The organism is Bradyrhizobium sp., assembly GCF_019242285.1.
GTDB lineage: Bacteria > Pseudomonadota > Alphaproteobacteria > Rhizobiales > Xanthobacteraceae > Bradyrhizobium.
In genome coordinates this window covers 1-18459 of the sequence record NZ_JAFAVV010000538.1, presented here as the reverse complement: position 1 = coordinate 18459, position 18459 = coordinate 1, and the positions used below count along the sequence as shown (strand labels likewise).

At 65.8% G+C, this 18459-nt stretch carries 17 protein-coding genes; 11 read left to right on the top strand and 6 right to left on the bottom strand.

Going from position 1 to position 18459, the window contains the following annotated elements; genetic code table 11:
* The 5 genes from JOY90_RS21555 to JOY90_RS21535 all read left to right on the top strand — a co-directional run.
* Positions 1-604: outer membrane beta-barrel protein (locus tag JOY90_RS21555; protein ID WP_291693129.1), on the top strand; the 604-nt coding region annotated here is incomplete at its 5' end.
* Between the two features lie 154 nt (positions 605-758).
* Positions 759-2891 carry a methyl-accepting chemotaxis protein gene (locus JOY90_RS21550; RefSeq protein ID WP_291693128.1) on the top strand — a complete coding sequence of 711 codons (2133 nt, stop codon included), beginning with the start codon at positions 759-761 and terminating at the stop codon, positions 2889-2891.
* Positions 2892-3022: 131 nt separating this feature from the next.
* Positions 3023-4084: an MBL fold metallo-hydrolase gene (locus tag JOY90_RS21545; RefSeq protein ID WP_291693127.1), complete on the top strand. Its 1062-nt coding sequence runs from the start codon at positions 3023-3025 to the stop codon at positions 4082-4084.
* A gap of 201 nt (positions 4085-4285) precedes the next feature.
* A complete protein-coding gene (gene hemA, locus JOY90_RS21540; protein ID WP_291693126.1) occupies positions 4286-5515 on the top strand; it encodes a 5-aminolevulinate synthase in 1230 nt (409 codons plus the stop codon).
* A gap of 133 nt (positions 5516-5648) precedes the next feature.
* Entirely contained in the window at positions 5649-9158 is a 3510-nt protein-coding gene (locus JOY90_RS21535; protein ID WP_291693125.1) for a PAS domain-containing hybrid sensor histidine kinase/response regulator, read from the top strand.
* Positions 9159-9300: 142 nt separating this feature from the next.
* Here the strand turns inward: JOY90_RS21535 and JOY90_RS21530 are convergent, their stop codons facing one another.
* A complete protein-coding gene (locus tag JOY90_RS21530) occupies positions 9301-9975 on the bottom strand; it encodes a response regulator transcription factor (RefSeq protein ID WP_291693124.1) in 675 nt (224 codons plus the stop codon).
* Between the two features lie 343 nt (positions 9976-10318).
* Here JOY90_RS21530 and JOY90_RS21525 point away from each other — a divergent pair, with 343 nt between their 5' ends.
* Positions 10319-11953, top strand: a complete 1635-nt coding sequence (locus JOY90_RS21525) for an MFS transporter (RefSeq protein WP_291693123.1) — start codon at positions 10319-10321, stop codon at positions 11951-11953.
* A gap of 77 nt (positions 11954-12030) precedes the next feature.
* Here the strand turns inward: JOY90_RS21525 and JOY90_RS21520 are convergent, their stop codons facing one another.
* Both JOY90_RS21520 and JOY90_RS21515 read right to left on the bottom strand, forming a co-directional pair.
* Positions 12031-12504, bottom strand: coding sequence for a secondary thiamine-phosphate synthase enzyme YjbQ (locus JOY90_RS21520; protein WP_291693122.1), 474 nt, complete (start codon positions 12502-12504; stop codon positions 12031-12033).
* Between the two features lie 58 nt (positions 12505-12562).
* The gene (locus tag JOY90_RS21515) at positions 12563-13027 is read right to left on the bottom strand and encodes a hypothetical protein (protein WP_291693131.1); all 465 of its coding nucleotides are present in this window, start codon (positions 13025-13027) and stop codon (positions 12563-12565) included.
* 372 nt (positions 13028-13399) lie between these two features.
* On the opposite strand from JOY90_RS21515, the gene JOY90_RS21510 reads away from it, so the two are divergent.
* The 5 genes from JOY90_RS21510 to JOY90_RS21490 all read left to right on the top strand — a co-directional run bounded on the left by JOY90_RS21510 (position 13400) and on the right by JOY90_RS21490 (position 15986).
* Entirely contained in the window at positions 13400-13768 is a 369-nt protein-coding gene (locus JOY90_RS21510) for an AtpZ/AtpI family protein (protein ID WP_291693121.1), read from the top strand.
* A 69-nt stretch (positions 13769-13837) separates the two neighbouring features.
* Positions 13838-14593, top strand: coding sequence for a F0F1 ATP synthase subunit A (locus JOY90_RS21505; RefSeq protein WP_291693120.1), 756 nt, complete (start codon positions 13838-13840; stop codon positions 14591-14593).
* A 54-nt stretch (positions 14594-14647) separates the two neighbouring features.
* Positions 14648-14878, top strand: a complete 231-nt coding sequence (locus JOY90_RS21500) for a F0F1 ATP synthase subunit C (protein WP_291693119.1) — start codon at positions 14648-14650, stop codon at positions 14876-14878.
* A 63-nt stretch (positions 14879-14941) separates the two neighbouring features.
* Positions 14942-15496 (top strand): F0F1 ATP synthase subunit B, encoded by a 555-nt coding sequence (locus tag JOY90_RS21495; protein ID WP_291693118.1) that lies wholly within the window; start codon positions 14942-14944, stop codon positions 15494-15496.
* A gap of 4 nt (positions 15497-15500) precedes the next feature.
* Positions 15501-15986, top strand: a complete 486-nt coding sequence (locus JOY90_RS21490; protein WP_291693117.1) for an ATP F0F1 synthase subunit B — start codon at positions 15501-15503, stop codon at positions 15984-15986.
* Positions 15987-16073: 87 nt separating this feature from the next.
* Here the strand turns inward: JOY90_RS21490 and JOY90_RS21485 are convergent, their stop codons facing one another.
* The 3 genes from JOY90_RS21485 to JOY90_RS21475 all read right to left on the bottom strand — a co-directional run.
* Complete coding sequence (locus JOY90_RS21485; protein ID WP_291693130.1) at positions 16074-16691, bottom strand: hypothetical protein; 618 nt, start codon at positions 16689-16691, stop codon at positions 16074-16076.
* A gap of 117 nt (positions 16692-16808) precedes the next feature.
* Positions 16809-17396, bottom strand: a complete 588-nt coding sequence (locus tag JOY90_RS21480; RefSeq protein WP_291693116.1) for a GNAT family protein — start codon at positions 17394-17396, stop codon at positions 16809-16811.
* Positions 17397-17456: 60 nt separating this feature from the next.
* On the bottom strand, positions 17457-18459 hold a 1003-nt coding region (locus JOY90_RS21475), incomplete at its 5' end, for a pitrilysin family protein (RefSeq protein WP_291693115.1).

Sequence of the window (18459 nt, the reverse complement as noted above, 5' to 3'; positions counted from 1 at the left end):
CTACAACTGGAACGGCTTCTACGTCGGCGGCCATATCGGCGGCGCCTTTTCCAGTGACAGCAATTTCAGCGGGCTCGCCACCGGCAACAGCAGCGACGGCCGCTTCCTCGGCGGCGTGCAGGCCGGTGCGGACTATCAGTTCGCGCCCAGCTGGCTGCTCGGCATCCAGGGCCAGTATAGCTGGCTGGGCGGCCATGTCGGCGCCACCTTCCCGGGCGGCTTCGCCTATACCAACAGCCAGCGCGGGCTCGGCTCGGTGACCGGCCGCATCGGCTACACCTGGGGTCCGGGCCTCGTCTATGCGAAGGGCGGCTACGCCTATTCCGACAACAACGAATCGGTCGCCTTCGGCGGCGTGCCGGTCGCGTTCGCGACCAGTGGCGACCATCGCAACGGCTACACCGTCGGCGCCGGCGTCGAATACATGTTCGCGCCGAACTGGTCGGCATTGGCCGAGTACCAGTATTACAATTTCGGCAAGGCCAGCTTCATCTCGCCCGTCGGTCTCGTGCCGTTCGGCAGCTTCACCACCGACGACCATGTCCTGAAGGCCGGGATCAACTACCGCTTTGGCTGGGGCAGCCCGCTCGCCGCGCGCTACTGATCGGCGCCCGAGATCAGAGGGAAAGGGCCGGCCAACGCCGGCCCTTTTGCGTTCCGGCGAACAAAACCCTCACGACCTCCGGGTTTGTCCCGACTTTGTTAACCCGGTGCCGTAATACTGCCTCCGTATTTTTACAGGCATCCTGGGGGGAATCATGGTGACGGGCATCGGTAGAGTCTTCGGCTTCCTGCGGCCGCGGTGGGGGGTCAGGGGCAGCCTGTTCGCCGCCTTTGCGGTCATCGCCGCCATGGCCATCCTGATCTCGATCGGCGCCGGCATGGTGCTGGAGCATCTCGGCCAGACGATGGTCAATCTCAGCGGCCGCGACATTCCCCGCCTCGCCGACAGCCTGCAATTGTCGGCGCAGAGCGCGAGCCTCGCCGCGCAGGGGCCGGCGCTGCTGGTCGCGCAAAGTCCGGACGCGCTGGAGCAGCGCATCAGGAAGATGCGCGAGATCCAGCATGCCACCGAGCAGAAGCTCGGCGAGATCATCGAGCTCGGCGCCGACAAATCGGTGATCTCGGCGCTCGGCGAGACCATCAAGCACATCGACGACGCTACCGAGAGCCTGGTGTCCGCCTCCCGCGAGCGGATCACCATCGCCGCCGAGCATGACAGACTCTATGCGGCGCTGCGCAGCGCGCAGGTTGCGTTCTTCGCGGCGACGACGCCGGCGATGATGCAGGCGCAATCCAAGCTCGATACGGTCCTCGCATCCTCCGACGTGTCGGCCTCCGACGCCGTCGAGGCATCGCAAACGGTCGTGCAGCTCGGCAACGTGATCGCCAGCGGCTATCTCGCCTCCTCCGACCTCGCCACCGCGCTTGCCGCCGGCGGCAGCGATGCGCTGGAAGAGCTCGAAAAGAATTTCAAGGCGTCGCAGGCGCGGGTCAAGACCAACCTCGATCAGTTGCCCAAGAACAGGGTGATCGATTCGCTCAGGGACGCCGGCCAGAAGCTCTTGGCGCTCGGCGAAGGCAAGGCCAGCATGTTCAAGCTGCGCCAGAAGGAGCTCGACTCCAACGACTATGGCCAGACCGTCCTGGAAGAGACCCGCAAGCTGAACGTCGGCCTCGACATCAGCGTCCATCAGCTCGTCGACGCGGTGCAGAAGGAGACCGACCAATCAAGCTTCCAGGCGCGCCAGGAGATCTCCTTCGCCACCATGGCCATGCTCGCGCTCGGAGCGGCGACGCTGATCGGCTCGGCGCTGTTCGTCTGGCGCTATGTCGGCGCCAACATCCTGCGCCGGATCGCCAACCTGCAGCGCATGATGCTGCGGCTGTCCGAGGGCGACCTCGAGATCGAGGCCCAGCAGTCCCGCCAGAACGACGAGATCGCCGCGATGGCGAGCGCGCTCGAGGTGTTCCGCGAGAGCATGATCCGCGCCCGAACGCTCGCCTCGGACCAGGACAAGGATCGCGCGGCCAAGGCCGAGCGCACCGCCCGGATGGAAGCCCAGATCGCCTGCTTCGAGGCGGCCGTGCGCGGCGCCCTCGACAACCTGCAGCGCTCGGCCAATTCCATGCAGGCGACCGCCCAGAGCATGTCGGCCACCGCCGGCCGCTCGAGCTCGCTGGTCAGCGCGGTCGCCGCCGCCGCCGAGCAGACCTCGTCCAATGTGCAGACGGTCTCCGCCGGCACCGAAGAGCTGTCGTCCTCGATCGCCGAGATCGGCCGTCAGGTCGTGACCTCGGCACAGATCGCCAGGAAGGCCGTCGACGAGGCCGGCACGACCGACGCCACCATGCAGGGGCTGGCTGACAACGCCAGCCGCATCTCGGTCGTCGTCGATCTGATCCAGGTGATCGCCTCGCAGACTAACCTGCTCGCGCTCAACGCCACCATCGAGGCGGCGCGCGCGGGCGAGGCCGGGCGCGGCTTTGCCGTGGTCGCCTCCGAGGTGAAGAGCCTCGCCAGCCAGACGGCGAAGGCGACCGACGAAATCCGCGGCCAGATCGCCAGCATGCAGGACGTGACGACATCGGCGGTCACCGCCATCCGCAAGATTGGCGAGACCATCGGCGAGATCAACGACGTGACCACGACGATTGCGGCCGCAGTCGAGGAGCAGGGAACCGCCACCCGCGAGATCGCGCGGAACATCCAGCACGCCGCCGGCGGCACCAGCGAGGTCTCGACCAACATCGTGGGCGTCAAGTCCGCGTCCGCCGAAGCCGGCACGGCGGCAGCCGACGTGCTCAAGGCCTCGGCGGCGCTGCGCCAGGAAGCCGATGGCCTGCAGGCCGAGATCGACACGTTCCTGAACAGCATCCGCGCGGCGTGACGCGATACCGCCGCAGGCTCAGGCGCCGGCGGCCCGATTTCGGGGGCGATGTCGGAGATCGCTCCCCTGATGACGCTGTGACATGATATTTTTTGGCTGGCGCCGCGCCGACAGTGCGGTTAAGCCAAATCATGCACACGAAGACCGACAAGATCCAATCCTCGGCCGAGGCGCTGCGCTACCCCTGGGACAACCACCCCGGACCGGACCAGGTGGTCGAGGTCACGCCGGGCGTGCTGTGGCTGCGGCTGAAGCTGCCGTTCCGCCTCAATCACGTGAACATCTACCTGCTCGCCGACGGTGACGGCTGGACCGCGGTCGATTCCGGCTTCGGAAATGAGGAGTCGATCGAGGCCTGGACCGCGCTGCTGGACGGTCCACTCAAGGGCGTGAAGATCACGCGCCTGATCGTCACCCATTCGCACCCCGATCATGTCGGGCTCGCAGGCTGGATCGTCGAACGTTTCGGTTGCGCGCTGCATATGTCGCAGGTCGAGTACCTGCAATCGGTCTATCACCAGAACCGCGGCACGGAGGAGCGGCGCCAGGCCCAACGCCTGTTTTTCCGCCGTCATGGCATGGACGAGGATTTGACCGAGAAGCTGCTCGGCCGTGGCCAGGATTATCTGAAGCGGGTCTCGGTGCTGCCGCCGTCCTATCATCGCCTGACCCATGGCGACGAGGTCGTGATCGGGACGCGACGCTTCAAGGTGATCACCGGCGGCGGCCACGCGCTCGACCAGGTCATGCTCTATTGTGCGTCCGACAAGCTGTTCCTGTCGGCCGACCAGGTGCTCAGCAAGATCTCGCCGAATGTCAGCGTCTGGGCGGTCGAACCCGACCAGAACTCGCTCGGCGAGTACCTCGCCTCGCTCGCGAGCCTCACCACCACCCTGCCCTATGACGTGCTGGTGCTGCCCGGCCATGGCGTGCCGTTCTACGGCCTGAAGACCCGCATCAAGCAGCTCGCCGACCATCACGAGGAGCGCTGCCGCCTGATCGCCGATGCCTGCCGGGACGTCCCGCAGACCTCCAAGGAGCTGGTGCCCGTGGTGTTCCACAAGCACGTGCTGGACGCGCACCAGATGGGATTCGCCTGCGGCGAATTGATCGCCCATGTCAACTACATGCTGGTCGAGGGCCGCCTGACCTCGGAGACGACCGACGGGGTGCTGCGGTTCAAGACAACGTGAGCCGGACGCGGCCCGCGCCCTCGCACGCGGCAAAAAGGCCAGTTTGATCCGCATCAAGCGGCCATTCGCATTTCCGGCGATGCTCCGGGCGCTGGCCGGCAGTCATGTGTGGGATTCCGGCTCGACAGCAAAGATGGAAACGCTCTAAGAAGGGAAAAGTGTGGAACCGCGTCGGCTCCCGTTTCCTGCCCAGGCTCTGCGATGGATTATAACCAATTCTTCACCACCGCCCTCGATCGCCTCCACGACGAGCGACGCTACCGCGTGTTCGCCGACCTCGAGCGCATGGCCGGGCGCTTTCCGCACGCCACGTGGCATACGCCGAAGGGACCGCGCAACGTCGTGATCTGGTGCTCCAACGACTATCTCGGCATGGGCCAGCATCCCAAGGTGATCGGCGCCATGATCGAAACGGCGACGCGGATGGGCACCGGCGCCGGCGGCACCCGCAATATCGCCGGCACCCATCATCCGCTGGTCCAGCTCGAGGCCGAGCTCGCCGATCTGCACGGCAAGGAAGCCGCTCTGCTGTTCACTTCCGGCTATGTCTCGAATCAGACCGGCATCGCGACCATCGCCAGGCTGATTCCGAACTGCCTGATTCTGTCGGACGAGCTCAATCATAATTCGATGATCGAAGGCATTCGCCAGTCCGGCTGCGAACGCAAGATCTTCCGCCACAACGACGTCGCCCATCTCGAGGAGCTGCTGCGCACCGCGGGCCCCGAGCGGCCGAAGCTGATCGCCTGCGAGAGCCTCTATTCGATGGACGGCGACGTCGGACCGCTGGCAAAGATCTGCGACCTCGCCGAGCGCCATGGCGCGATGACCTATGTCGACGGGGTCCACGCGGTCGGCATGTACGGCGCGCGCGGCGGCGGCGTCGCCGAGCGCGACGGGGTCATGCACCGGATCGACGTGCTGGAAGGCACCCTCGGCAAGGCGTTCGGCTGCCTGGGCGGCTATATCGCGGCGAAGGCCAGTATCATCGATGCGGTACGCTCCTACGCGCCGGGCTTCATCTTCACGACGGCGCTGCCGCCGCCGATCTGCTCGGCGGCCACCGCGGCGATCCGACACCTGAAGACGTCGAGCTGGGAGCGCGAGCGGCATCAGGAGCGCGCCGCGCGGGTCAAGGCGATCCTGGGCGCCGCCGGTCTGCCGGTGATGTCGAACGAGACCCACATCGTGCCGCTGTTCGTCGGCAACCCCGAAGCCTGCAAGCGCGCCTCCGACCTGCTGCTGGAGGAGCACGGCATCTACATCCAGCCGATCAACTATCCGACCGTCGCGAAGGGCACCGAGCGGCTGCGCATCACGCCCTCGCCCTATCACGATGACGGCCTGGTCGACCGTCTGGCCGAAGCCCTGCTGCAGGTCTGGGAGCGGCTCGGCCTGCCGCTGAAGCAGCGGTCGTTGGCGGCGGAATAGTTCCGCGCCGCAGCCTCAGCGCTTAACGACGATCCGAATTCCGCGGCCAAGCGCGGAATTCGCTGTCGCCTGAGCCGTTTCGACGCGTTATCTTTCAACGAGATAGGGGGCAGGCACAGGAGGTCAAGCAGCGATGCTGCACGATTGGGGCGTGGTCGGAGCCGCCTTCGGCTATATCGGGCTGTTGTTCCTGGTGGCGAGCTATGGCGACCGCCTGTCGCCGGAGCAGCGCGGCCGCGCCAGCGCGCTGATCTATCCGCTGTCGCTCGCGATCTACTGCACGTCCTGGACCTTCTTCGGCTCGGTCGGCTTTGCCACCACCACCAGCGTCGACTTCCTCGCCATCTATATCGGCCCGATCGTGATGATCGGCCTGTGCACGCCGCTGTTGCGTCGCGTGATCCAGCTCGCGAAGGCCCACAACATCACCTCGATCGCCGACTTCATCGGCGCACGCTACGGCAAGAGCCAGGCGGTCGCCGCCACCGTGGCGCTGATCGCGATGATCGGATCGGTTCCCTACATCGCGCTGCAGCTCAAAGCCGGCGCCTCCTCGCTCCAGACCATCCTGAGCGAGGACCAGGCCTTCTCCAAGATCCCGGTCCTCGGCGACATCGCGCTGATGGTGACGTTGGCGATGGCCGCCTTCGCCGTGCTGTTCGGCACGCGCCAGACCGACGCCACCGAGCACCAGAACGGCCTGATGCTGGCGGTCGCGACCGAATCCATCGTCAAGCTCGTCGCCTTCATCGCCGCCGGTGCCTTCGTCACGTTCTGGATGTTCACGCCGACGGAGCTCGCCGAGCGCGCGATGAAGAGCCCGGAGGCCGTGCGCGCCATCGACTATGTGCCATCGATCGGCAATTTCCTCACCATGGTGCTGCTGTCGTTCTGCGCGATCATGCTGCTGCCGCGCCAGTTCCACGTCAGCGTGGTGGAGAACGCCTCGGATGCCGAGGTCAGCCGCGCCCGCTGGCTATTCCCGTCCTACCTGGTGGCGATCAACCTGTTCGTGATCCCGATCGCGCTCGCCGGCCTCATCACCTTCCCGTTCGGCGCCGTCGACAGCGACATGTTCGTGCTGGCGCTGCCGATCGAGGGTAACGCGCCGCTGCTCTCGATCGCTGTCTTCATCGGCGGCCTGTCGGCGGCGACCGCCATGGTGATCGTGGAATGCGTCGCGCTTTCGATCATGGTGTCGAACGACCTCGTGGTACCGCTGGTGCTGCAGCGCGGCTCGCAGGCCCCACTGCGGCAGAAGGATTTCGGCGACTTCCTGCTGAAGGCGCGGCGGGTGGCGATCTTCGTCATCATGCTGATGGCCTATTTTTACTACCGCGCACTCGGCAACACCCAGCTCGTGGCGATCGGGCTGCTGTCGTTCGCCGCGATCGCCCAGCTCGCACCGGCCTTCTTCGGCGGCCTGATCTGGCGCCGGGCAACCGCGCGCGGCGCGATCGGCGGCATGCTGGTCGGCTTCGCCGTCTGGGGCTACACGCTGTTCCTGCCGAGCTTTCTCGACAGCAGCACCGCGGGTATCCTGATATTGAGGCACGGACCGTTCGGCATCGAGGCGCTGCGGCCGCAGGCGCTGCTCGGCGCCGACCTGCCGCCGCTGCTGCACGGGGTGCTCTGGAGCCTCGCGCTCAATCTCTTGACCTATGTCGCGCTGTCGCTGGCGCGCCGGCCCTCGGCGATCGAACGGCTGCAGGCCGACCTGTTCGTGCGTGGCGACCTCGCGCCGATTGCGCCGACCTTCCGCCGCTGGCGCTCGACGATCACCGTACAGGACATTCAGAACACGGTGGCGCAATATCTCGGGCCCGACCGCGCCCGCCACTCGTTCGAGGCGTTCGCGGCAAGTCATCACGCCAGACTCGATCCGACGGCGCCGGCGGATATCGAGCTGTTGCAGCACGCCGAGCATCTGATCGCCTCCTCGATCGGCGCTGCGTCCTCGCGGCTCGTGATGTCGCTCCTGCTGCGCAAGCGCACCGTCTCCGCCAAGGCCGCGCTCAAGCTGCTCGATGATTCCCACGCCGCGCTGCATTTCAGCCGCGAGATCCTGCAGACTGCGCTCAATCACGTACGGCAGGGCATCGCGGTGTTCGACGCCGATCTGCACCTGATGTGCTCCAACCGGCAGTTCGGCGAAATCCTCGGGCTGCCGCTGCATCTGGTGCAGATCGGGATTCCCCTGCACGAGATCCTCGAGGTGATGGGCGAGATCGGCCCACCGGGCTCCGAGGACCAGCAGGCGCTGATCGAGCGGCGGCTTGCCGCCTACACCGCCGAAGGCGAGCCTTATCTCGAGCGCCTGCCCGACCGCCACATGGTGGTCGAGGTGCGCAGCAACCGGATGCCGGACGGCGGCCTCGTCATCACCTTCACCGACGTCACCGCCTCGTTCGAGGCCGCCGAGGCGCTGGAGCGCGTCAATGCGACGCTGGAGAAGCGCGTGCGCGACCGCACCGAGGAGCTCACCCGGCTCAATTCGGAGCTGGCGCTGGCCAAGAGCACGGCGGAGGAGGCCAGCATCTCGAAGACGCGGTTTCTCGCCGCCGCGAGCCACGACATCCTGCAGCCGCTCAACGCCGCGCGGCTCTACGTGACGAGCCTGGTCGAGCGCCAGAACGGCGGCGAGGATTCGCGGCTGGTCGAGAATATCGACGACTCGCTGGAGGCGATCGAGGAAATCCTCGGCGCGCTGCTCGACATCTCGCGGCTCGACGCCGGCGCCATGGCGCCGTCGATCTCGAGCTTCAAGATGGCCGATCTGATGCGCTCGCTGGAAATCGAGTTCACGCCCGTGGCGCGCGCCAAGGGCCTGCAACTGAACTTCGTGCCCTGCTCGCTGCCGGTGCAATCGGACCGGCTGCTGCTGCGGCGGCTGTTGCAGAACTTCATCTCCAACGCCATCAAATACACCCCGCGCGGGCGCGTGCTGGTGGGCTGCCGTCGCCACGGCCAGTCGCTGCGGATCAGCGTCTATGACACCGGCGTCGGCATTCCCGTCGTCAAGCGCAGCGAGATCTTCAAGGAGTTTCACCGTCTCGAGCAGGGCGCCCGGATCGCACGCGGGCTGGGGCTCGGGCTTTCCATCGTCGAGCGCCTCGCCCGCGTCCTCAAGCACGGCATCTCGCTCGGCTCCAATGCGAGCGGCGGCTCGGTCTTTTCGGTGATGGTGCCGGTTGCCAAGGCCGTGAACTACACCGCAGCCGTCACGACCTCGACGCCGCTGTCGCGCACGCCGATCTCCGGCGCCAGGATCGTCTGCATCGAGAACGATCCGGCGATCCTCGACGGCATGAAGACGCTGCTGACAGCGTGGGACGCGCAGGCCATCGCGGTGGCCGATCCGGACACCGCGATGGAGGCGATCGAGGCCGCGGACGGCCCGATCACCGGCCTGCTCGTCGACTATCATCTCGACCGCGGCAACGGCATCGCTGCGATCCGCGACATCCGCCGCCGCTTCGGCGACAGCCTGCCGGCGATCCTGATCACGGCGGACCGCAGCCCGCACGTGCGCGCCGCCGCGCGGGAGGAGAACGTCACCGTGCTGAGCAAGCCGCTCAAGCCGGCGTCCCTGCGCGCGCTGCTTGGGCAATGGCGCATCCAGCAGATGGTGGCGGCGGAATGAGTCCGCGCCGGCGCCGCACCTGCGCGCGTCTCAAAGTGATTGCGACCACACGGCGCGGCCCGGAGGCCGACCGGACGGGTCGCCAGGAAGACGGCCGGCCCAAGGTTGCGCGGCCCGCCGGATCGGTTCTGCCTGCTGCCGACTATGGACCCGAAGGAGGCGCCTGCCGCCATTGCGAGCCCGCGATCTTGGCCGCCGCGATCACGGCCTGCGTGCGGCTCTCGACGCCGAGCTTCTGCAGGATCGCCGAGACGTGCGCCTTGATGGTCACCTCCGACACGCCGAGCTCATAGGCGATCTGCTTGTTGAGCAGCCCTTCCGACAGCATCATCAGCACCCGCACCTGCTGCGGCGTCAGCGTCACCAGCCGGTCGCGCAGCCGCGTCATGTCCGGATCGGAATCCGACGACAGGTCGGTGTCCTGCGGCACCCAGACGTCGCCGTCCATCACCTTCCTGATTGCATCCCGCAGCGTCTCGACGCCAAACCGCTTCGGGATGAAGCCGGAGGCGCCGAAATCGAGCGAACGGCGAATGGTCGGACCGTCGTCGCTGGCGGAAACGATCACGACCGGGATCGCCGGATACTGCGCGCGCAGATAGATCAGGCCGGAAAAGCCGGAAATGCCGGGCATCGTCAGGTCGAGCAGGATCAGATCGATGTCGGAGTCCCGTTCCAGCAGGGCAGTCAGGTCCTCGAACGATCCTGCCTCGTCGATGATCGCCACAGCCAACACGCTTTCGACCGCCTGCCGCAGCGCGTTGCGGAACAGCGGATGGTCATCGGCAATGACGAGGCGGGTGTTGGCGGCAGTCATTTTGCTTCTTGCGAACGTTGCTTGCTTCTTGCGAATGGTTGCGGAGAGAGCCAGTGGTGCCAATGATGGTGATCGCCTGCCAGTTTATTTCGGGAGCGATCCTCCTCCGACAAGAGGGTGCATGCAAGCTCGCAGATTTGATACGGATCAATGCGGTTAACCCGCTCGTTGTGCGATGCAATAGAGTGGGCATGCAGCTTGCGCACGAAGTTGTGGCGAGGGCCGAAAGTCTTATTGGGACGTCTTTCACCGCAATGTTACTTTGGCATGAAGCCCCCGGGACTTTCCGCGATGCCGGCCGTACGGGGAGAACATCAACGTCAATGACGGGGAGCGAACGACGATGACGATAGCAGCGACAGCCGGCGGCGGCATCCGCACCGGGGGTATGACGGGCGAGGAGCGCAAGGTCATCTTCGCCTCTTCGCTTGGCACCGTGTTCGAATGGTACGATTTCTACATCTACGGCACGCTCGGCCCGTTCCTCGCGAAATACTTCTTTTCGACGGTTCCGCCCAACGTCGCCTTCATCTTCACGCTGCTCGCCTTCGCCGCAGGATTTGCCGTTCGGCCGTTCGGCGCGCTGATCTTCGGCCGCCTCGGCGATCTGGTCGGGCGCAAATATACGTTCCTGATCACGATGACCCTGATGGGCGTCGGCACCTTCTTCATCGGCCTGCTGCCGGGCTACGCCAGCTGGGGGATCGCCGCTCCGATCGTTCTGATCGCGCTTCGCCTGATCCAGGGTCTCGCGCTCGGCGGCGAGTATGGGGGCGCAGCAACCTACGTCGCCGAGCATGCGCCGGCGAACCAGCGCGGTTACTACACCTCATGGATTCAAACCACCGCGACGCTCGGCCTGTTCCTGGCCCTGCTGCTGATCCTCGGCATCCGCACCGCGCAAGGCGAAGACGTCTTCGGCGATTGGGGCTGGCGCATTCCGTTCCTGCTGTCCGGCATCCTGCTCGCCGTCTCGGTCTGGATCCGGCTGAGCCTGAACGAATCGCCGGTGTTCCAGCGGATGAAGGAGGAGGGAAAGACCTCCAAGCGTCCGCTGACGGAAGCCTTCGCGGAATGGTCGAACGCCAAGATCGCCATCCTGGCGCTGTTGGGCGCGACCGCGGGCGAAGCCGTCGTCTGGTATGGCGGGCAGTTCTATGCGCTGTTCTTCCTCACCCAGACGATCAAGGTCCCCGGCGTTACGGCACAGATAATGATCGTGGTCGCGCTTGCGCTCGGCACGCCCGGCTTCATCCTGTTCGGCTGGCTGTCGGACCGGATCGGCCGCAAGCCCATCATTCTGGCGGGCTTCCTGCTTGCCGCCCTGACCTACTTCCCGATCTTCAAGGGCATCACCCATTTCGCCAATCCCAAGCTGGAAACGGCGTTGGCATCGGCGCCGGTGACCGTGATCGCCGATCCGAGCGAGTGCTCGTTCCAGTTCAAGGCGACCGGCGCCGAGAAGTTCACCACGAGCTGCGACGTGGCCAAATCGGCGCTCGTCAACCTGTCGGTCAACTACACCAACCAGGAAGCTCCGGCCGGCACCAAGGCCCAAGTCAAGGTCGGCGAGCAGACGCTGTCGACCGACAGTCCGGACTTCGCGAAGGCGCTGCCGGCCGCGATCAAGACCCACGGCTATCCAGCCTCGGCCGATCCGAACGAGATCAACTATGTCATGACGACGGTCCTGCTGTGGATTCTCGTGATCTACGTGACGCTGGTCTACGCGCCGATCGCAGCATGGCTGGTCGAGCTGTTCCCGAGCCGCATCCGCTACAGCGGCATGTCGCTGCCCTATCATATCGGCAACGGCTGGTTCGGCGGCTTCCTGCCGGCGACCGTGTTCGCGATCGCCGCGGCGACGGGCAACATCTATTCGGGCCTCTGGTATCCGATCGCCATCGCCGCCATGAGCCTCGTGATCGGCTTCCTGTTCCTGCCTGAGACCAAGGACGTCGACATCACCAGGACCTGACTCTCGCGCGGCTCGCGTCGCGCGACCCGACGCGAACATTTGAAACGGCCGCGGAGCGATCCGCGGCCGTTTGATTTTCAGGCCGCACTGCCCATGAACTGCAGCACGATCTCGCGCCGGTGCGGCCGGGCGCGATGCTCGATCAGGTAGATCGCCTGCCAGGTGCCGAGCACGATCTCGCCGTCGAGCACCGGAATCTGCAGCGACGTCGACGTCAGCATGGTCTTGACATGGGCAGGCATGTCGTCCGGCCCTTCGGCGTCGTGGCGCCATCCGGCATTCTCCGGCGCGAGCTGCGCCAGCGCGGCGGCGAGATCGGCAAGTACGGCCGGATCGGCATTCTCCTGGATGGTCAACGAGGCCGACGTATGCCGGACGAACAGGGTCAGGACGCCCTCCTCCGCACCGGCGTCGGTCACGAACTTCGCGACGTCATCGGTGAGATCGCTGAAGCCCGCGCGCTCGGTCTGCACGGTCATGCGCGAGGTTACGATGGTGGAGGCACTGACGGCCGACGGGGAAGAGCGGGAGAGAATCTTGGGTAATGCCATGGATCAATTTCAACGCTTCTTTTCTTCAACGATCGCTCAAGCGGCGGCGACTGGATTTTCAGATTTTGCCGGCGACGTCCTTCTGCACGCGGCTCGCCATGTCGACCAACCGCCGCCACGTCTGCTCGATGAGCGCCATCGCACGGTCGATGTCCTGATCGCTCGGCAAGGGAATGGTGAGTTTCCGGTCGCTGTCGGCGGTCTTCGGGAGAGCCTCGCCCTTGCCCAGATCACCCTTGCCCAGATCGCCCTTGCCCATGTCGCGGGCGGCCAGTTGCGCCTTCAGTCGCTCGTTCTCGGCCTGCAGCCGGCCGATCTCGGTATCCATCGCCTTGCGCTCGTCCGGCACCGCGTAGCAGGCCCAGCCGGCGGCGGAATTGCTGCAGGTCGAAACCTCGCCAGTGTGGGTGTCGAGCCGGACCATGCCGTCGCCGGAAGGCTGCAAGGCGTAGCGACCGTTCCGGGTGTCGGGCGCCGCTTCGGCCGCGGCCGCGGCCCCGGCCCCCACCAGGCAGCAAGCCATGGCCGCAAACACGAGCGAAAGGTTCGAGCGCATTGTCGCAGGATGCATGGCTGTCTCGCAAATCGGCCGACGGCTGAGGGTCCCATTCAAGCTATGGGCTGGCGGCTCGTTTTCAACGGACCCAGGCATCGTTCGGTCCATTCTCGCCGAGGTTAGGCAAACCTCGATCCGACCCCAAGCCCGCCTGCTGCGCTGCGATGACGGGCTTTCGCCGCACCTCACACGATTGAAATAATCAATTGAGATCAAATACATGCGGGATTCACACGCAATCTTGACTTGGCAGAACTCGGTCAGTATGGTCCGCGCGGCTTTTGAGGGCGAACGGGGCGTAAACTCCCATTTTCAACGGCATTGCGCGGGTCTCCACGGATGGCGGACGGCACGAACGATGCGGAAAATGGGCGCCGCGATCAATCGCCCGACGAGGCTGCGCTTTCCGCAAGGCTCGGAAGTCTGGATCGGCGGTTGTCCCAAGTTCGCGGCAACCGGCCAATCGGGACCGACCAACCTCAGGGGCAAAGCGAAGACAGTGCTGCCAGGGCTTCGGCGATGGCGCGCGGTTTCCGCCTTTCCTCGGAGCTGGTCGCGGGCGTTGTCGTCGGGGCGGCGAGAGGCTGGGGAATCGACCATTTGCTGTCGACCTCGCCGTTCGGTCTCATCGTGTTCTTCCTGCTCGGCTTCGTCGCCGGGCTGGTGAATCTGGTGAGGTCCGCCGGCGTCGTTCCTCCCAATCGCTAGACCGGCGGAAGTCACGACATCAGGAATTTCGATTGCCGGCTCCGAGCCGGTGGACCAAGAGCCGCGCGGATGAACATCGAACCGATTGAACAGTTCAACATCGAACCTCTCTTCAAGATCGGTCAGATCGGCAGCCAGCCGATCTACTTCACCAACTCCTCGGCCTACATGTTCGTCGCCGTGGCCGTGATCTCGCTCCTGATGATCGGCGGATCGGCAGGGCGCCAGCTGGTGCCTGGGCGCTTCCAGTCGATCGCCGAGATCACCTACGAATTCGTGGCCTCCACCATCCGCAGCAACGCGGGCGCGGAGGGGATGAAATTCTTCCCGCTGATCTTCTCGCTGTTCATGTTCATCTGCGTCTCGAACCTGATCGGCGTCATCCCCTATGCTTTCACGGTCTCGAGCCACATCATCGTCACCGCAGCGCTGGCGCTGCTCGTCTTCTTCACCGTGCTGATCTACGGTCTCTACAAGAACGGCCTGAAGTTCTTCAAGATTTTCGTACCCTCGGGCATTCCGATCTACATCCTGCCGCTGGTCGTCTTCATCGAGATCTTCTCGTTCTTCCTGCGGCCGATCTCGCACAGCGTGCGTCTGTTCGCCAACATGCTGGCCGGCCACATCGCGCTGAAGGTGTTCGCGGGCTTCGTGGCGATGCTCGGCGTCTCGCTCGGCGCGATCGGCTGGATCGGCGGCGTCGCGCCGCTGGCGCTCACGGTCGCGCTCTACGCCCTCGAACTGCTGGTCGCATTCCTGCAGGCCTATGTGTTCGCGATCCTGACCTGCATCTATCTCAACGACGCCATTCATCCTGGCCATTGAACGGTCGGGGGAATTTCCACCCTCACTCAGACTTTTCTTCTCAAGGAGCAAAAAATGGATCCGGCAGCAGCAAAACTCATCGGCGCAGGCATCGCGTGCATCGGCATGGGCGGTGCGGGCGTTGGCGTGGGCGTCATCTTCGGCAACTACCTCGCCGCCGCCGTGCGCAATCCCTCCGCTGCCCAGGGCCAGTTCGGCAACCTGATCTTCGGCTTCGCCGTGACCGAAGCGCTCGGCATCTTCTCGCTGCTGATCGCGCTGCTGCTGCTGTTCGTGAAGCTCTGACGGGCTCATGCCACTTCGCGCCGCCCGCGGGCGGCGCGAATATGACCGCAACAGGAGAACTCCATGGCTGAGAGTCATGGCGGCAACGAAAGCGGCACGGCCCACACCGAGGCCGACGGCTCGCCCGGGGGATTTCCCCCGTTCGATCCGTCGACCTTCGGCTCGCAGCTCGTGTCGCTGGTGATTGCCTTCGTCGCGCTCTACATCATCGTCTCGCGCATCGCGCTGCCGCGCGTCGGCGCGGTCATCGATGCGCGCCAGGCCAGGATCGACGGCGATCTGGAAGAGGCGCAGGAGCTGAAGGACCAGTCCGACGCGGCGCTGAAAGCCTACGAGACCGAGCTCGCCACCGCGCGGGCCCGGGCGCAGGCGATCGGCAGCGAAACCCGCGAGAAGCTGAACGCGGCCGCCGAGGCCGATCGCAAGACGCTCGAGGAGCAGCTCGCGCGCAAGCTTGCGGATGCCGAGAAGACCATCGCCGCGACCCGCACCAGCGCGATGAGCAACGTGCGCGGCATTGCGGCGGAGACGGCGACGGCCATCGTGCAGAGCCTCACCGGCGTCAAGCCCACCGCCAAGACGGTCGAGGCGGCCGTCGACGCGTCGCTGAAGGGATAGCGTGATGTTCGAGGATCCGGAAACCTGGGTTGCCATCGCCTTCGTCATCCTGATGGGCATCTTCGCGTATGTCGGCGTCCATCGCACCGTGCTGAAGGCGCTCGACCACCGCAGCGAGCGCATCAAGGCCGAGCTGGACGATGCGATGCGGCTGAAGGAGGAGGCGGCCAAGGTGCTCGCACAGTACCAGGCCCGCCGCGCCAGCGCCGAGCATGAGGCTGCCGAGATCGTCGCCAGCGCCAGAGCGGAAGCCGAGCGCGTCGCGGCCGAGGCCAAGGTCAAGATGGAAGACTTCGTCGCGCGGCGGACCAAGTCCGCCGAGAGCAAGATCGCGCTGGCCGAGGCCCAGGCCGTGGCCGACGTGCGCGCCGCAGCCGCCGAGGCCGCGGTCCAGGCCGCCTCCGCCGTGCTGATGAAGCAGGTGAAGGGCAAGGTCGCGGACGACCTGCTGGACAGGGGCGTCGCCGAGGTCCGGCGGAAGCTGAACTGACAAAGCCCAGCCTCAAGAGATCGAAAAGGCCGGCGCGAAGGTTTCGCGCCGGCCTTTTGCTTTGCAGCTCGCACTCATTTCATTTTTTCATTTCTTCTTCCGCGGCGCCTTCTTCTCGGGTGCCAGCGCCTGCGGGTCGAAGCCGATGTAGAAGATATAGCTCGACATGTCGCCGCCGGGCGGAATCGGATAGACGAGGTCGTCGGCGACCAGGCTGAAGGGCACGCTGTCCCCCTCGCCCACCTCGACCGTGGTGCGGTAGGCCTTGGTGGCGATCACTTTCTCGCCGACGCCGCCCTGCACCACCGCCACGCGCAGCGGCACCTCGATCGAGGGCGGCGCCCCCGCCGGACCGACGATGATCCGGCCCTGGATGCCGATCCGGGCCACGATCTGGTCGCCGTCCTTGCGACAGTCGCGCGCGGTCCGCCCCAGCGTCGCCTGGTAGCGAACGTCGTTGCCCGTGGCCTGCTTGCCGGGCGCGGCGACCGCGAAGGTCGAGGCCCCGGCGCGGACGGCGACCGACGGGCAGCCGTCTTCGATCTGGGTCGCGGACAGGCCCTGCTGCGGCGCTTGCGGCGCCGCAGGCGCCGGCTCATCCGATTTGCCGCCGAACAGGCTCTTGAAGCGATCGGAGAGCGATTGCGATGCGGCCGGTGAAGCGAGGCCGGCCAGAACCACCAGCGCAACGCCGGCCGTCATCATGGATTTGAAAATGCGTCTTCCGCCCATGAAAATACCCTGGATGCCGTCCAGCCGCCCCTCCTCTGGACCGAGTTATAAACGCCGCTTCGCGGCAAACCCAAGGCACCGGTTTTCATCCTAGCCCCGGAAATCTTCGCTCAGGAGGCCGAACAGCAGATGGTCCTGCCAGACGCCATTGATGCAGAGATAGCGCCGCGCGAGGCCTTCGCGGCTGAAGCCGCATTTCTCGAGCACGCGGATCGAGGGCGCGTTGGAGGGGATGCAGGCGGCCTCCACCCGGTGCAGATTGAGCTCCCCGAACAGCGTCGGCAGCAGCACACGCAGCGCCGCAGTCATGTAGCCGCGATGGGCATAGGGCTGCCCGACCCAATAGCCGATGGTGCCGGCCTGCACGATGCCGCGCCGGACATTGGCAAGCGTGATGCCGCCGATCATGGCGCCGTCCTGCTCGCGGAAGATGATGAAGGGATAGGAGCGATCCGCGGCAATGTCCTCGGCATAGCGGCGCAGCCGCCGGCGGAAGCCGCCGCGTGTCAGATCGTCGGACGGCCAGATTGGCTCCCAGGGCGTCAGATATTCGCGGCTGAACTCGCGCAGATGGGCCCATTGCAGGAAGTCGGACATCTGCGGGGCGCGCAGCAGCAGCCCGTTGCCGCGCGGCGCAAGCGCGGTCGGTCCAGAGGACGGCAAACGAAACAGGGCCATGTGTGATGCTCCCCGAACCCTCTAACCTGCCTGACCGGCCTCCGCCTGCAGTCGGCTGCCTCAGTGCAGCAAGGACCTTGCCTTTGACCGGGTCAATCCTTCCGCGAAAGCGACCGCCGTGTCCAGACCCCTGCCGCTGCCGAGGGCGACGACCGCAGGCCTGCTCCGCGAGAGCAGCGCACGCGCGGCGTCGCGTGTCGTCTCCACGCTGACGGCATCGATCCGCCTGACCAGCTCTTCGGTAGTCTGCGGCCGGCCGTAGGCCAAAACATGGCGGGCGAGCTGCTCGGCGCGTGACGAGCAGCTCTCCAGCGCCATCAAGAGCCCCGCCTTCATCTGCGCCTTGGCGCGTGCGACCTCGGCCTCGGTCAGGCTCTCGACCGCATCATTGATGATGTCGACCACCACCTCCATCATTTCCGGCGCGTCGGCGGGATCGGTGCCGGTATAGAGGCCGAAAAAGCCGGTGTCGGTATAGGGCGCGTGGAAGGTGTAGATCGAGTAGCACAGGCCGCGCTTCTCCCGCACCTCCTGGAACAGCCGCGAGGACATGCCGCCGCCGAGCGCGTTGGTGAAGGCCTGCAGCGAGAACAGCGACAGGTCGTTCTGCGGCACGCCTTCCAGCGCCAGCGTCAGATGCGCCTGCTCGAGCTCGCGATGCACCACGCGCGAGCCGCCCTTGCCGAACATCGCGGCCGCCGGCTTCGGCGCCGGCGCGCCGTCGAAGCTCGCGAAGCGTCCGGTGACCTCGGCGACTACCTGCGCGTGATCGACTGCGCCGGCGGCGGCCACCACCATGTCGGGACCGCGATAATGGGTCGAGAGATAGCCGCGCAGCATGTCGCGGTCGAAGCGCTTCAGCGTCTTCGCGGTGCCGAGCAGCGAACGGCCCATCGGCTGGTCGGGATAGCAGAGCTCGTTGAGATGCTCGAACACGACGTCGTCGGGCGTGTCCTGCGCGGCGCCGATCTCCTGTGCGATCACGCTCTTTTCCCGTTCGAGCTCGTCGGGCACGAACGACGGATTGGCCAGGATGTCGGAGAGAACGTCGAGCGCCAGCGGC

Bases quoted from the DNA above. Each gene is read 5' to 3' on its own strand.
- JOY90_RS21550 (WP_291693128.1), top strand. From the start codon at position 759: ATGGTGACGGGCATCGGTAGAGTCTTCGGCTTCCTGCGGCCGCGGTGG.
- JOY90_RS21545 (WP_291693127.1), top strand. From the start codon at position 3,023: ATGCACACGAAGACCGACAAGATCCAATCCTCGGCCGAGGCGCTGCGC.
- hemA (WP_291693126.1), top strand. From the start codon at position 4,286: ATGGATTATAACCAATTCTTCACCACCGCCCTCGATCGCCTCCACGAC.
- JOY90_RS21535 (WP_291693125.1), top strand. From the start codon at position 5,649: ATGCTGCACGATTGGGGCGTGGTCGGAGCCGCCTTCGGCTATATCGGG.
- JOY90_RS21530 (WP_291693124.1), bottom strand. From the start codon at position 9,975: ATGACTGCCGCCAACACCCGCCTCGTCATTGCCGATGACCATCCGCTG.
- JOY90_RS21525 (WP_291693123.1), top strand. From the start codon at position 10,319: ATGACGATAGCAGCGACAGCCGGCGGCGGCATCCGCACCGGGGGTATG.
- JOY90_RS21520 (WP_291693122.1), bottom strand. From the start codon at position 12,504: ATGGCATTACCCAAGATTCTCTCCCGCTCTTCCCCGTCGGCCGTCAGT.
- JOY90_RS21515 (WP_291693131.1), bottom strand. From the start codon at position 13,027: ATGGCTTGCTGCCTGGTGGGGGCCGGGGCCGCGGCCGCGGCCGAAGCG.
- JOY90_RS21510 (WP_291693121.1), top strand. From the start codon at position 13,400: ATGGCGGACGGCACGAACGATGCGGAAAATGGGCGCCGCGATCAATCG.
- JOY90_RS21505 (WP_291693120.1), top strand. From the start codon at position 13,838: ATGAACATCGAACCGATTGAACAGTTCAACATCGAACCTCTCTTCAAG.
- JOY90_RS21500 (WP_291693119.1), top strand. From the start codon at position 14,648: ATGGATCCGGCAGCAGCAAAACTCATCGGCGCAGGCATCGCGTGCATC.
- JOY90_RS21495 (WP_291693118.1), top strand. From the start codon at position 14,942: ATGGCTGAGAGTCATGGCGGCAACGAAAGCGGCACGGCCCACACCGAG.
- JOY90_RS21490 (WP_291693117.1), top strand. From the start codon at position 15,501: ATGTTCGAGGATCCGGAAACCTGGGTTGCCATCGCCTTCGTCATCCTG.
- JOY90_RS21485 (WP_291693130.1), bottom strand. From the start codon at position 16,691: ATGATGACGGCCGGCGTTGCGCTGGTGGTTCTGGCCGGCCTCGCTTCA.
- JOY90_RS21480 (WP_291693116.1), bottom strand. From the start codon at position 17,396: ATGGCCCTGTTTCGTTTGCCGTCCTCTGGACCGACCGCGCTTGCGCCG.